The sequence below is a fragment of the Streptomyces sp. DG2A-72 genome (assembly GCF_030499575.1).
Taxonomy (GTDB): Bacteria; Actinomycetota; Actinomycetes; order Streptomycetales; family Streptomycetaceae; genus Streptomyces.
The window spans coordinates 199,109-212,372 of record NZ_JASTLC010000003.1 but is presented as its reverse complement, the minus strand read 5'-3'; the positions used below and the strand labels follow the sequence as shown (position 1 = coordinate 212,372).

The 13,264-nt window shown below is 70.7% G+C and carries 10 protein-coding genes and 3 pseudogenes; 8 read left to right on the top strand and 5 right to left on the bottom strand.

The features are described 5' to 3' along the window. Positions 1-531 precede the first annotated feature (531 nt). Positions 532-1,650 (top strand): annotated as a pseudogene (locus QQY66_RS50790) (FAD-dependent monooxygenase); the annotation flags it as partial. A gap of 198 nt (positions 1,651-1,848) precedes the next feature. On the opposite strand, the gene QQY66_RS50125 reads toward QQY66_RS50790, so the two are convergent. Continuing rightward, positions 1,849-2,508 carry a ScbR family autoregulator-binding transcription factor gene (locus tag QQY66_RS50125; protein ID WP_301976970.1) on the bottom strand — a complete coding sequence of 220 codons (660 nt, stop codon included), beginning with the start codon at positions 2,506-2,508 and terminating at the stop codon, positions 1,849-1,851. 262 nt (positions 2,509-2,770) lie between these two features. Between QQY66_RS50125 and QQY66_RS50120 the strand changes: the two genes are divergently transcribed. After that, positions 2,771-3,685: an NAD(P)H-binding protein gene (locus QQY66_RS50120; protein WP_301988014.1), complete on the top strand. Its 915-nt coding sequence runs from the start codon at positions 2,771-2,773 to the stop codon at positions 3,683-3,685. 150 nt (positions 3,686-3,835) lie between these two features. Here the strand turns inward: QQY66_RS50120 and QQY66_RS50115 are convergent, their stop codons facing one another. Continuing rightward, on the bottom strand, positions 3,836-4,180 hold the full coding sequence (locus tag QQY66_RS50115) for an AfsA-related hotdog domain-containing protein (RefSeq protein WP_301988013.1): 345 nt from the start codon (positions 4,178-4,180) through the stop codon (positions 3,836-3,838). Positions 4,181-4,235: 55 nt separating this feature from the next. Beyond that, positions 4,236-4,667 (bottom strand): annotated as a pseudogene (locus QQY66_RS50785) (AfsA-related hotdog domain-containing protein); the annotation flags it as partial. Between the two features lie 491 nt (positions 4,668-5,158). On the opposite strand from QQY66_RS50785, the gene QQY66_RS50110 reads away from it, so the two are divergent. The 5 genes from QQY66_RS50110 to QQY66_RS50090 all read left to right on the top strand — a co-directional run bounded on the left by QQY66_RS50110 (position 5,159) and on the right by QQY66_RS50090 (position 10,564). Beyond that, on the top strand, positions 5,159-5,347 hold the full coding sequence (locus QQY66_RS50110) for an acyl-CoA carboxylase epsilon subunit (RefSeq protein ID WP_301976967.1): 189 nt from the start codon (positions 5,159-5,161) through the stop codon (positions 5,345-5,347). A 139-nt stretch (positions 5,348-5,486) separates the two neighbouring features. Next, the gene (locus QQY66_RS50105) at positions 5,487-7,073 is read left to right on the top strand and encodes an acyl-CoA carboxylase subunit beta (protein WP_301987078.1); all 1,587 of its coding nucleotides are present in this window, start codon (positions 5,487-5,489) and stop codon (positions 7,071-7,073) included. A gap of 74 nt (positions 7,074-7,147) precedes the next feature. Continuing rightward, on the top strand, positions 7,148-8,023 hold the full coding sequence (locus tag QQY66_RS50100; protein ID WP_301988012.1) for a ScbR family autoregulator-binding transcription factor: 876 nt from the start codon (positions 7,148-7,150) through the stop codon (positions 8,021-8,023). A gap of 78 nt (positions 8,024-8,101) precedes the next feature. Continuing rightward, the gene (locus tag QQY66_RS50095) at positions 8,102-8,944 is read left to right on the top strand and encodes an AfsR/SARP family transcriptional regulator (RefSeq protein WP_301976965.1); all 843 of its coding nucleotides are present in this window, start codon (positions 8,102-8,104) and stop codon (positions 8,942-8,944) included. Between the two features lie 798 nt (positions 8,945-9,742). Next, a complete protein-coding gene (locus tag QQY66_RS50090) occupies positions 9,743-10,564 on the top strand; it encodes an AfsR/SARP family transcriptional regulator (RefSeq protein ID WP_301976964.1) in 822 nt (273 codons plus the stop codon). A gap of 557 nt (positions 10,565-11,121) precedes the next feature. On the opposite strand, the pseudogene QQY66_RS50085 reads toward QQY66_RS50090, so the two are convergent. Further along, a pseudogene (locus QQY66_RS50085) lies at positions 11,122-11,788 on the bottom strand ((Fe-S)-binding protein); the annotation flags it as partial. After that, entirely contained in the window at positions 11,778-11,990 is a 213-nt protein-coding gene (locus QQY66_RS50080; protein WP_301976963.1) for a hypothetical protein, read from the bottom strand. The pseudogene QQY66_RS50085 and the gene QQY66_RS50080, both read right to left, overlap by 11 nt. Positions 11,991-12,421: 431 nt before the next feature. Between QQY66_RS50080 and QQY66_RS50075 the strand changes: the two genes are divergently transcribed. Next, positions 12,422-13,174, top strand: a complete 753-nt coding sequence (locus tag QQY66_RS50075) for a thioesterase II family protein (RefSeq protein WP_301988011.1) — start codon at positions 12,422-12,424, stop codon at positions 13,172-13,174. Positions 13,175-13,264: the final 90 nt, after the last annotated feature.

Genomic DNA, 13,264 nt, shown 5'->3' with positions numbered 1-13,264 from the left:
CTGGGTGGTGCGGGTTTCGGGGGAGGGGGTTGTGGGTCTGTGTGTGGGTGGTCGGTGGCATGGGTGTGGGGTGGGTGGGGTGTGGGGTGTGGGGTGTGGTGGTTGGTTGTGTAGGTCGGTCAATGGCTTGCAAAGAACCGTCCAACCGGGGGACCCCGTTTGCTGGTGGTTTTGTTGGTGGTTTGTCTGGCGGTTTTTGTCGGTGGGTTCGTTGGTGTGGGTGGTCGGGGGTGGGGTCGGTGTGGGGTTTGCGGGTGGAGGTGGTGGTTGTGGGGTGGGGGGCCGGTGGGGTTGGTTCTTGCTGCGGAGTTGGCGGGGTTTGGGGTGCGGACGGTGGTGGTGGAGTCGGCTGTCGGGGTGTGTCGGGGTGGCCGAAGGCGACGACGTTGCATGCGCGTGCGGTGCAGTGTTTGGTGAGGCGTGGTTATTTGGGGGGGTTGGTGGGTGGGGGTGGTGTGGGGGGTGGTTTGTTTCATTTTGGGGGGATTCCGGGGTTGGTGATTTCGGTTCCTGCTGGGGGAGCCGGAGGCGGTGTTGAAGTGTTCGCAGGAGGAGTTGGAGCGTCATTTTGAGTGGCGGGCGCGGGTGGCTGGTGCGTGGGTTTTGCGTGGGTATCGGGTGACGGGGGTGTGGCAGGGGCGGGAGGGGGTGGGTGTTACGGCGCAGGGTCCGGGGGGGCGGGTGGGGTTGGTGGGTGGGTATTTGGTGGGGGCGGATGGTGCGCGCAGTGTGGTGCGGGAGCAGGGGGGTTTTGTGTCGCGGACGTGTCCGGCCACGGTGTCGGCGTTGGCGGGTGATGTTCGTGTGGTGGGGGGTGGGGTTCTTGAGGCGGGGTGGCATCGTACGGAGCGGGGGTGGATTGTTGCCAAGGAGGTGGCGGGGGGTGTGGTGCGGTTGCGGACTCTTAATTGCGGGGGTGCGCATGTTGAGCGTGGTGTGCCGCTGACTTTGGAGGAGTTGCGGCGGGAGGTGTGCTGGATCGCGGGGCGGGATGTCGCGTTGGGGGAGGGGAGGTGGTTGAGCAGGTTCAGTGATTTCTCCCGGTTGGCGGTGTCCTACCGCAGGGGGCGGATCTTTTTGGCGGGGGATGCGGCGCATGTGCATTTCCCGATCGGTGGGCAGGGGCTGTCTACCGGGCTGCTGGATGCGGTCAACCTCGGCTGGAAGCTTGCGTTTACGGTGCGTGGCGGTGCGGGCGCGGGGCTGCTGGACACCTATGATGCCGAGCGCCGGCCTGCTGCTCAGCGGGTTATCGACAGTGCGCGGGCCCAGTTGGCTCTGATGCGGCCGGGGCCCGAGTTCGACCGGCTGCGTGTGCTGTTCGGCCGGTTGCTGGCCGGTGGCGGGGAGGGTGGCGCGCTGGCGGCCATGGTCAGTGCCCAGGACACGGTTCTTCCGCCGCGTACCGCGCGGCCCTCTCCGTGGGAGGGAAGGTTTTTGCATAATGTCCAGCTGGCTACCCGTGAGGGTCCTGCTGATGTGATCGGGCTGCTGCGTGAGGGCCGGCCCCTGCTGCTGCTGTTCGGTGAGCGGGGCGGCCGTTATCTTCGGCAGGCGCGGGGCTGGGGCTCGCTGCTGCGTATCGTGCGGGCGGCGCGGACGCCGCAGCTGCCGTGCGAGGCGCTGCTGGTGCGGCCCGACGGGTATGTCGCCTGGGGGCCGGGGGGTGAGGGGCTTGAGGCGGCGCTGGGGCAGTGGTTCGGCGGCCCCCCGGACACCCCGGACACCCCGGACACCCCGGTCACCCCGGTCACCCCGGTCACCCCGGGCATCCCGGGCTGCCCCGGCTGCCCCGGCTGCCGGGGGTGCCCGGGGTGTGGTGGCGGGGGGTCTGGCTGGCTGGGGTGTCTAGGGCCGGCGTGCGGATGTGGCCAGTGCCTGAAGTTCCTCGAAGACCGCTGCGCCGCGGCTCTCGGTGAGGTCTGCGGAGGTCAGGACGGAGGACAGGACCACGCTGGGCAGCAGGTGCCGCAGCAGGGCGGCGACCCTGTTCAGCAGGTCCTGGTAGTTGCACATGGCCTGGGACATGGCCTGGACGCCGGCGAAGGAGCCCACCATGACGTCGGCGGTTTCCTTCGGCTGGACGTGCGGGAGCAGTTCGCCTTGGGTCTGTGCCTTTTCCAGCAGTTCGGTGACGACCTCGGCCCAGCGTACGAAGGGGCCGCTGCGGTCGAGTCCGTGGGCCTGCTGGTCGAGTGAGAGCCGCACGCCTGCCCGTACCATCGGGTCGGTCTGCAGCCGGTATGCCTGCAGCAGCACGGTGTCCACGATCTGCTGGATCTTGCAGGCGCGGTCGGGGATGGGCAGCTGCTGGTCCTGCTCGTGGAGCACTCCTTGGGCCAGGTGTTCCTTCGAGGGGAAGTGGAAGTACAGGGCCCCCTTGGTCACGTCGGCCGCGGCGAGGATCTCGCTGATGGTCGCGGCCTGGTAGCCGCGTTCCTCGAAGATCCTGGCCGCGGCGACGAGGATCGTTCGCCGTGTCCGGATTGCCCGGTCCTGCTTGACCATGTCGGCCTCCTCCAATCGATGAGCCCGGAGACCCCTTACAAAAAAACCGTCTAGTTTGTATCTTACAGGTAGTCGCGTGGTGCGCAGCCCTCCGGTCGTGCCGAATTCAAGGAATGGCGTGAAGCCTGCAGGCGGACGACGGACGACGGACGACGGACGACGGACGAGGGACGAGGGGGCTGTGGGGCGCGGCAGGTGCGGTCGGTGTGTGGCAGGCAGGCGGGCATGCGGGCAGGCATGCGGGTGGGTGGGGAGGGGTGTGATGATTCTCGTGACGGGGGCCACCGGGACGGTGGGCCGGGAGGTGGTCCGGCTGCTGGGGGCGGATGTGGGCGTTCGTGTCATGGCCCGGGATCCGGCACGGGTGAGGGGGGCGTCTGAGACTGCGGAGATAGTTGCGGGGGACTGCAGGGATCCGCGGTCGCTTGGCCGGGCTCTGGCGGGGGTTCGCACGGCGTTCCTGGTGACCGGTGATGTCGCCGGCGGTGACGATGTCCGGTTCATTCGTGCTGCGCAGATGGCCGGTGTCGGGCGGGTGGTGAAGCTCTCGGCGGCCGCTGTTGTTGACCGCTGTGCCGATGACCTGGTCACCCGGTGGCAGCGTGCCGGTGAGGAGGTGTTGTGTGCCTCGGGTCTTCAGTGGACTGTGCTGCGTCCGCGCGCGTTCATGTCCAATACGCTGTCCTGGGCGCGGTCCGTGCGCTGCGAAGGCGTGGTCCGGGCGCTGTATGGGTCGTCTGTCAATGCCTGCGTGGATCCCCGGGACGTCGCGGAGGTGGCCGTGCGCGTCCTGACCGAGGACGGGCACGCGGGAGGGGCCTACACGCTGACCGGGCCGGAGGCGCTCAGTGCGGCTCAGCAGGTGGATCAGCTCGGCCGGCTGCTCGGGGTGCCGTTGCGCTTGGAGGAACTGAGCCCGGGCCAGGCGCGCCTCGCGCTGGGCCGGCGCTATCCGGTGCCGGTCGTCGAGGCGCTGCTGCAGAGCGCGGAACGTCAGCGGGCGGGAGCCAAGGCGCAGGTTCAGGACACGGTGCGCGCGGTGACCGGCCGCCCGGCCAGAACCTTCCGTGTCTGGGCGAAGGACCATCTGGCGGCGTTCGTGCCCGGCGCGGCGGATGAGGCGGGGCAGTCGCCGCGCCGGGCGGGTCATGGCACGGGCCGCTGGCTCACTGGGTGAGGCAGGCCATGGTGACGGTGGAGCGGGTCACGAGCCGTGCCGGAACTTTCGGTGTCTGGGCGATGGGCCGTGTGGCGGTGTTCGCGTCCGGCGCGGCGGATGAGGCGGGGCGGCCGCCGCGCCGGGCGGGTCATGGCACGGGCCGCTGGCTCACTGGGTGAGGGGGGCCATGGTGACGGTGGAGCGGAACACGAGCTGCCCTTCCTGGTGTCCGGTCACGAGCACGGACTGCGGCCGGTCCGTGTCCGTGCCGGGCGCAGGGCGCGCTTCGATCAGGCAGGGCGTGTGCAGTTCGGCGTAGCGCTTGAACTCGCTGGTGATGTCCAGGGGGATGACCGGGCGCCCCGCGGTGGCGGCGGTGGCCTGGCGGGCGGCCTCGAGCAGCACCATGCCCGGTACGTGGTCGGTGGGGTGGTCGAAGAGGACGGGGTGGCGGGTGTCGACCCTGAGCTGCCAGGAGTTGGGCTGCCCGATGGGGGACAGGACGACGTCCATGGGGGAGACCCGGCCGACGTCCTGGGGTGCTATCGGGGCGGTGAGGGGCAGCGCGGGCCGCCCCGTCCAGCTGCTGGGTGCGCAGGCGGTTGTATGTCGCCGGCTGCACACAGGTGAAGTCGGCGCGTCCCGTTGCGGCGATGTGAGGGCCCCGGCGGATGGTGACGTTGTAGTGGAACCCTGCCAGGTTGCCGCGGCGCCACTTGACGTCGTGGCAGGTGATGTCCAGCTCGAGCGAGGCGGGTGCGCTGCCGACCCGCAGGTGCGCGGGCCGGACGTCGATCGCGAGGTCCCACATGAGGAAGTGGTGGCCGAGCGGGACGCCGTACTCGGTGTGCGCCAGGAGGATGCCGGCCTGGCGGATCGTTTCGGCAGCGATCAGCGGGTCGTGGCAGTCGTCCACGTTGACGAAGAAGCTGTGTCCGCGGGGCCACTGGGCCTCGACGCAGAAATGATCGTCGTCCATGCGCGCCCAGTCGGTCAGCATGACCTCGGCGACGCTCGCGCGGTGGACGAATTCCTTGGGGACCGTGGTGGTCAGGGACCGGTGGGGCAGGGCACCGGTCCCGGTAAGGGCCGTGTCGCTCCCGGTGTGTGCCGCGCTGCGTATCGCGCGGTTCCTGTGGAACGTGCTCGCAGACATGATTCCCCCTGAGCCGCTGTGGCTTGAATGTAAGTGGCAGAGCCCTCAGGAGAGCGAAGATACATACCACCCGGTTTAATTTCTAGAAGGAACGCGGCACTCCGCCCGGCGCGAAAAGGAGCGGCGCATTCCCCGATGTGCGGGTGATCGCCTGGCGGCCTGTGGCCCGCCCGGGACCCGCAGGTCGTCCCCGCACGCCGGGCCGTGTGACGGCTGGTGTCTGCCGGGGCGGGTCAGGGGCGGCCCGCCGGCGCACCTCAAGTGATCTCAAAGCCATTCTTGAGCGGCCTGCCCGACCGTGTCCCTAAGGCCCGAGGTGAAGGGGGAGCGGTCGGATGGACGGGAGGGAAGTCCTGATCAGGGTGGAGCGGGGCCGGCCCGACGAGGCGGAACTGGCCGCCGTGGTCGCGGTGCTGCTCGCCGTGCGGGCGCCCGCACGCCAGGCGCCCGGGCAGCCGCCGGTCGCCGGGATGCGGTGGTGGCGCACGCCGGACGCCTACGCGGCGCCCGACGGCTGGCACTGAGGCCGGGGGCCGGCGCTGAGGCCGGCGGCGGCCCCCGCAATACGTACAATAGAAACCGCGCGTGCGGTTTGTTATTATGCTGTCACGATCCGGGACGGGGCCTGAACGGTCTTGTCCCAGGAAGGCACCTGACATGGCGATGACGACTGCCCTGGCACCGGCCGGACCGGGGCCCACCGATATCCGCGGGCGGGTGGCGGAACTGCACGGCATCCGTGAGCAGGCGCTGGCCGGTCCCGGTGGGAAGGCGACCGCGGCGCAGCACGCCAAGGGCAAGCTGACCGCGCGGGAGCGGATCGGGCTGCTGCTGGACGCGGGTTCCTTCCGGGAGGTCGAGCAGCTGCGCCGGCACCGGGCGACCGGTTTCGGGCTGGAGATGAACAAGCCGTACACGGACGGTGTGATCACCGGCTGGGGGACGGTCCAGGGCCGTACGGTCTTCGTGTACGCGCACGACTTCCGCATCTTCGGCGGTGCGCTGGGCGAGGCCCACGCCACGAAGATCCACAAGATCATGGACATGGCGCTTGCCACCGGGGCGCCGCTGGTGTCGCTGAACGACGGCGCGGGGGCCCGTATCCAGGAGGGTGTCTCGGCGCTTGCCGGGTACGGCGGCATCTTCCAGCGCAACACCAGGGCTTCGGGTGTGATCCCGCAGATCTCGGTGGTGCTGGGCCCGTGCGCGGGCGGCGCGGCCTACAGCCCGGCGCTGACCGACTTCGTGTTCATGGTCCGTGAGACCTCGCAGATGTTCATCACCGGCCCGGACGTGGTCAAGACGGTGACCGGTGAGGAGATCACGCAGAACGGCCTGGGCGGCGCGGACGTGCACGCCGAGACCTCCGGTGTGGCCCACTTCGCCTACGACGACGAGGAGACGTGCCTGGCGGAGGTGCGCTACCTGCTGTCGATGCTCCCGCAGAACAACCGGGAGGCCCCGCCGAGGGCGCTGGGCGGTGACCGGGCCGAGAGGCGCTCGGAGGTGCTGCTGGACCTGGTGCCGGCCGACGGCAACCGGCCCTACGACATGGCCGCCGTCATCGAGGAGATCGTCGACGACGGCGAGTACCTCGAGGTCCACGAGCGCTGGGCCCGCAACATCATCTGCGCGCTGGCCCGGCTGGACGGCCAGGTCGTCGGCATCGTCGCCAACCAGCCGCAGTCCCTGGCCGGGGTCCTGGACATCGAGGCGTCGCAGAAGGCCGCACGCTTCGTCCAGATGTGCGACGCCTTCAACATCGCGCTCGTCACCCTGCTGGACGTCCCCGGATTCCTGCCCGGCGTCGGCCAGGAGCACGGCGGGATCATCCGGCACGGCGCGAAGCTGCTGTACGCCTACTGCAACGCGACCGTGCCGCGGATCTCGCTGATCCTGCGCAAGGCCTACGGCGGCGCGTACATCGTGATGGACTCGGCGTCCACCGGCGCCGACCTGACCTACGCCTGGCCGACCAACGAGATCGCCGTGATGGGCGCCGAGGGCGCGGCGGGCGTCATCTTCCGCCGGCAGATCGCCGAGGCGGAAGACCCCGAGGCCATGCGGCACAAGATGGTCAAGGAGTACAGGACCGAGCTCATGCACCCCTACTACGCGGCCGAGCGCGGCCTGGTCGACGACGTCATCGACCCGGCCGCCACCCGCGAGGTCCTCATCCGCTCCCTGGCCATGCTCCGCAGCAAGCACGCCGACCTGCCCTCCCGCAAGCACGGCAATCCCCCGCAGTAGCACCACGCCCACGGGACGCGGGACGCCGGTGCGGCGGCGGCCCCCGGTCTCCCGCTCTGTGTAGGAGAGTGCACATGGTCAAACAGGAGCGAGCGGTGCGCACCCGGCACGCGCTGATCCAGGCCGCGGCCGCGGTGTTCGCCGAGGAAGGCTTCGTCACCGCCTCGCTGAGCACCATCAGCGGCCGGGCCGGTGTCAGCAACGGTGCGCTGCACTTCCACTTCGCCAGCAAGAACAGGCTCGCCGAAGCGGTCCGGGCCCAGGCCGCCGAGGCCCTCGGGCGGATCACCGAGACGGCGCGGGCCCGCCACGGCGACTCCCTGCAGACGGTGGTGGACGCCACGCACGAGCTGATGGACAGCCTCGCCCGCGACATCGTGGTCCGCGGCGGCTTCGAACTCGCCGGCGACGCCGCGCGCCGGGGCGGGCCCTCCCTGCGCAGGCAGTGGCAGCGCTGGGTGGAGGACAGCCTGCGCCGGGCCGAGCGCAGCGGCGCCCTGGCCCAAGGGGTGTCCGCCGCGGACGGCGCCCGCGTCATCGTCGCCGCGACCGCGGGCTTCGAGATCCTCGGCGGCGAGGACGTCTCCTGGCTCTCCCGCCGCAGCGTCACCCGCTTCTGGGAGGTCCTGCTGCCGCTGCTCGCCGGCCGGCAGAACCTGGACGGGCTGGTGTGCGCGGGCTCGAACCTGCTGACCGCCGTCCCCCGCAGGAGCAGTCCGCGCGGGCCAGCCCCCCAAATTTGCATACCAAGAGGTCTGTTTAAGACCTGGGCCTCAGTTGCATCTTCCCCGCTACCCCTTGAGGATCCCTCAAGGATGCCCCGCGAACGCCTTGAGTTCCACTGGAGATCGAGCATCCGGCCTGCTCGGGGGACGCATGACCTCGACTCGGAGCGGAAGAGATACAGGATGCGCGGTTTGATATTGACATACCGCACGTGCTGTTTTTAGTCTTGGCAGGGAGCCGGACTGGCCTTTGCTGGCGGCCACGGACTGACCGGAGCTCGTGCATAAGACAGGGGAGATCGCGTGGACATCAAGGTACTGGGCGCACTGGCCGTCACGGAGAACGGCGTCTCCATCACGCCGACGGCCCCCAAGCCGCGCCAGGTTCTGGCTCTGCTGGCACTGCACGCCGACCGGGTGGTGCCCGTCTCCGCCCTCATCGAGGAGCTGTGGGGCCTCACCCCGCCGCGCAGCGCCCGCACCACCCTGCAGACCTACGTCCTGCAGCTGCGGGAACTCATCGCCGTGGCCCTGGAGCAGGACGGCCACGGCGGTGCGGACGGACCCGGCGCACCGCGCACCGCCAAGGACGTGCTGGTGACGATGCCCGGCGGCTATCTGCTGGCCAGCGGCGGCGGACCCAGTGACGTCCGCCTGTTCGAGCGTCTTGCGGGCATGGGATACCGGGCCATGGACGCGGGTGACTTCCCCGGCGCCGCACGCCAGCTGCGCGAAGCGCTCACGCTGTGGTCCGGCACCGCCTTCGCGGACGTGCAGGTCGGGGAGCAGCTGGAGACGGAGATCAAGCGTCTTGAGGAGAGCCGGCTGTGCGCTCTTGACCAGCGTATCGAGGCCGATCTGCGGCTGGGACGCCACCGTGAACTGCTGGCCGAGCTGACGGTTTTGGTGAACCGTTACCGCACGCACGAGAGCCTGCACGGCCAGTTCATGCTCGCGCTGTACCGCTCGGGGCGGCGCGGAGAGGCCCTGGAGGCCTATCAGCGGCTGCGTGCCACGCTCGTACGCGACCTCGGTCTGGAGCCGTCCGCGGGGCTGCAGCGCCTGCAGCGGTCCGTCCTGACGGCCAGCCCCGAGTCCACGGCGGCACCTCACGCGGCCAAGGAGCGGCTCGTGTCGACGAGCTGAGTGCCCGCGCCCGCCCCCGGGGGCCTGCGCGCAGCGGGTGGCACCCGGTGGCCGGCGCCCGGAACGCGGCAGGCGCCGGCCCCCGAGGCCGCCGAGCCGTCCACGCCGCCCTGATCCGCGGGCGCGCCGCCGCCCCTGGTGCACGGCCCGAACACGCCGGCGCCCCTGGGGGATCCGGCAGTGGCCCGGCAGCGCGGCCCGCACGGACCGTACGCCGGCTCTCCCGCCACGGCCGCCACCGTCTGCGCCGTCACGGCCCTGAGCGCGCAGAAGGACACCGCAGCCCGCCCCGCCCTGCCCCGGCCCGGCCCGCCCGCCTTGCCGCCGGTGCCGTCCCCCGGCCGCCGAAGCCGCGGTGCACACCGTGGCCGGCTTTCGCCGCCCTGCCCCCGGACGGCCGGCCCTCCCGCCGCCCGGGCCGCTGATCACGCATCCGGGCCCTCCCCCCACCGGCTGCGCCGGAGCCGCGCGCTTCCCCTGACGCGGGGACAGACGGCACCCGTCCCCGCCGGGCATGCCCGGCGGGCGGAGCGGCCGGGTTCCCGCATTTCGGTTTCTCTGCAGCAAAACTCCACGGGAGCGGGGACCGGAAAGAGTATTCCGTGATACGCCGGACGCGTCCGGTGCCAGGAGGCGTCCGCTATTCCTGAGCGGATCAATTGTGCGGATCCAGGTGTTCCGCTGAAACATCCTCGAGCTCTGGTCGAAGAAAGGAGGGTGTGGCGCGATTTTGGCTAGTGTGCTGACGGTGACGGAATTCAGCCATGAGAGGAACTCGGCGAGCTACGGAGGAAAGCAGTGAAGATTCAGGTTCTGGGTCCGTTGAGTGCCGAGGTCAATGGGGGATCGATTGTCCCGACGGCCGGTAAGCCGCGGCAGATTCTTTCCCTGCTGGCCCTCTACCCGGGACGGGTGATGCCCGTTCCCATGCTCATGGAGGAAATCTGGGGAACCGAGCCGCCGCAGAGCGCGCTCACCACGCTGCAGACCTACATCCTCCAACTGCGCCGGCGCCTGGGCACCGCGATGGGGCCCGACGCCCCCGGCACGGCCAAGGAAGTGCTGGCCACCCGCCACGGCGGCTATCTGCTGCAGATACCGGCCGAGAGCGTCGACGTGCACGAGTACGAACGCATGGTCACCGAAGGCAGGTCGGCTTTCGAGACCGGGGACGACGCGACCTCGGCCGCCCGTTTCCGGCAGGCGCTGGAGCTGTGGCGCGGCCCCGCGCTGGTCGACGTACGGGTCGGACCGATCCTCGGGATCGAGGTCATGCGCCTGGAGGAGAGCCGGCTCGGCACCGTCGAGCGGCGGATCGACGCCGATCTGCGGCTCGGCCGGCACGCCGAACTCATCGCGGAACTCGCCGAGCTGACGGCGCGCTACCCGCAGCACGAAGGGCTGCACTCGCAGGCCATGGTGGCCATGTACCGGTCGGGGCGGCAGGCATCGGCCCTCGCCGTCTACCGGCAGCTGCGCAACCGGCTGATCGACGAACTGGGCGTCGAGCCCTCGCCGCAGGTGCAGCGGCTGCACCAGGCCATGCTGGCCGTCGACCCGCAACTGGACGTCGTCGCCGGAGTGCGGCGCAGCTCGACCTTCGATCTTTACGCCGCCTGAGGCCGGCCGGAGCGGGGGCCTGCGCCGTCCTCAGTGCCTATGGGTGAGCCCGGATTCTGAGAGGCCTGGTGGCCTGAGCCCGGTGGGAATTTGCGAGGAGGCCGGGCGTGTGTGCCCGGGGCTGCGGCCGGCGGCTGCAGCCCGGCCACACGCTCTGACACCCTGCATGGCCCGGCAGTGTGGGCGCGCGCACTGTCCACGTCCCGAGCCGGCGCGGCCCTTTTGCCGCCCGGGGCGGCGGGCCACCTGCAGGGCGGGTGAGCCGTGCGCGAGGCGGTGCACCGCCAGGTTTCGAACGGGCCACCACCGCACCCGCGGATTCCCCGGGCGGGAGGGGGCACTGCCCGAAGGCTGCGGTCATCTTCTCGGCCCTACCGACCGCAGGAGCATCGGATACCGGCTCTGAACGGTGGAGCCGCCCGGTTCCGCGCTCGCTGCGTCCTGTGCAGGTCGTGTCTCGTTGTGCCGGGAACACGCCGCGGGCTGGTCCGCCTCGTGCCTCACGCAGCGTTCGTACCAGATGCCCGTGAGGCGTCAGTTGCGTCGTACGGCCGCTGTTACTTCACCGGCTCCGGCTCCGGCGTGCTCTGCGTCTTGGCCGAGTCCTGCGGATCGGCCGGGGTCTTCACGCAGTCCAGCAGGAGCTGGGCGACGTCGACGACCTGGATGGACTTCTTCGCCTTGCCGTCGTTCTTCTTGCCGTTGACGGAGTCGGTCAGCATCACGAGGCAGAACGGGCAGGCGGTGGACACGATGTCCGGGTTCACCGACAGCGCCTCGTCGACCCGCTCGTTGTTGATGCGCTTGCCGATGCGCTCCTCCATCCACATCCGCGCGCCGCCGGCGCCGCAGCAGAAGCCGCGCTCCTTGTGGCGGTGCATCTCCTCGTTGCGGATGCCGGGACGCTGGCGATGATCTCGCGCGGGGGCGTGTAGATCTTGTGACCGGGGTGATGGGGACCAGCCTGCCCGCATCCACGAGGTGCTGGAGCAGCTGGGTGTGGTGGATGACCTCGTAGTCGCCGCCGAGCTGCGGGTACTCGTTGCCGATCGTGTTCAGGCAGTGCGGGCAGGTGGCGACGATCTTCTTCGAGGACTTCGGCTTCTTGGTGCTCTCGTCCTCGTCGTCCTCGCCGAACGCCATGTTCAGCGCGGCCACGTTCTCCATGCCGAGCTCCTGGAACAGCGGCTCGTTGCCCAGGCGGCGGGCGGAGTCACCGGTGCAACCAGTGCGCCACACCGACGACGCCCCACCGGTTCATCCGGGTGTGGCCGAGGAACTCCTTCACCAGGGCCGCGCCGCGCCGGCAGGGGTGGTCGGTCCGGGTGCGGGCCGGCACCGGCTGTCCGAGCTTGAAGTACCGGATGAACTCGCCGATGGCGCGTGCGAACAGCGCCGAGCCGACGACGGCAAGGGAGGAGCGCAACAATGATCGCGGCGAGTTGCATGGGCGGGCTCCCCGTACCGGCGAGAACGGGCCTACTGGGCGGTAACTTGTGGGCTCGGTCGGAGAGTACCCACTTCGGACTCCGCAAGGTGGCCAGGCCGCGGTGATCGGTGTCGCGGGCCCCGCCCCGGCTGCGGCGGTTCCGGCAGCCCGGCTGCACGCCCCAAGGGCCTGCACGGCCAGGGGAGTTGCGGTGCGCAGCGGTGCGGTGCCCGCCGGGCCGGCAGGTCTGGCACCGCTGCGGGCTCCAGAGGCAATCGAGGGTCTTTCACCTTGCCCTGCACCCGGGGGCTGTGCGCGGCTGCTCGCCTTCGGGCGGGCCTCAGCCCGCTCTCCAGGGATGCTTGAGGCTGTCCGGCGATTCTCGAACCGCACCCCTGCGCCCCAGGGGGGAGGCCAAGGAGGATGCCATGCCGGACGACCAGCCAGTGCGGCTGCACTGTTTCGCGCACTCCGCGGGGGGTGTCTCCGTCTTCGACGGCTGGGCGGAGCGTGCCGGACCCGGGGTGGAGGTCAGGGCGCTGTGCCTGCCGGGGGGTGAACGGCGGCGGTCCGAACCCCGGGTGACCACGCACGAGGCGCTGCTCGCCGATGTGCTGCCCCAGTTCACCGACCCGTGCTCGGGCCCCTACGTCCTGTACGGGCACGGTCTGGGCGCCATGGTCGCCCTCACCGTGACGCGCGCCCTGCACGAGGCGGGGATGCCCGGCCCCGCGCTCCTTGCCGTCAGTGCCTGCCCGCCGCCCCACGTGCCCTGCGCGCTGGCGGATGTCCGCGGGGCGAGTGATGCCGAAGTGCTGCACATCCTGGGCGGCAACGGCGCCGTGCCGCCCGGCAGCGACGAAGGGATCTGGCTGCGGGCCATGCTGCCGGTGCTCCGCGCCGACCTGGAGCTGGCAAAGGCCCTGGAAGAGGCGGCCCGCACCCCCTCGTCCAGGGGTCCGCTGAGCACACCGGTCCTCGTCCTCGCCTCGCAGGCGAACCCGCTTGCGCCGCCTGCGATCACCGACGGCTGGTGGCAGTGGACCGAGGGGCCCGTCCGCTCGCGCACCGTCCCCGGACGTCACTTCTTCGTACGCGGCGGCCGTGAACTGCCGCGGCTGCTGGGCCGGGCCTGCCGCGTCGCCGGCCGCCTCGCCCGCGAGCGCGTGCCCGTCGGCTGAGCCCGCGCTCCGGCCACCCGGTGCGGGCAGGAGCGCCTGCGCCCTCGGAATCACAGTGCGATGCACGTCAGCCGGCGGATACGGGGGCAG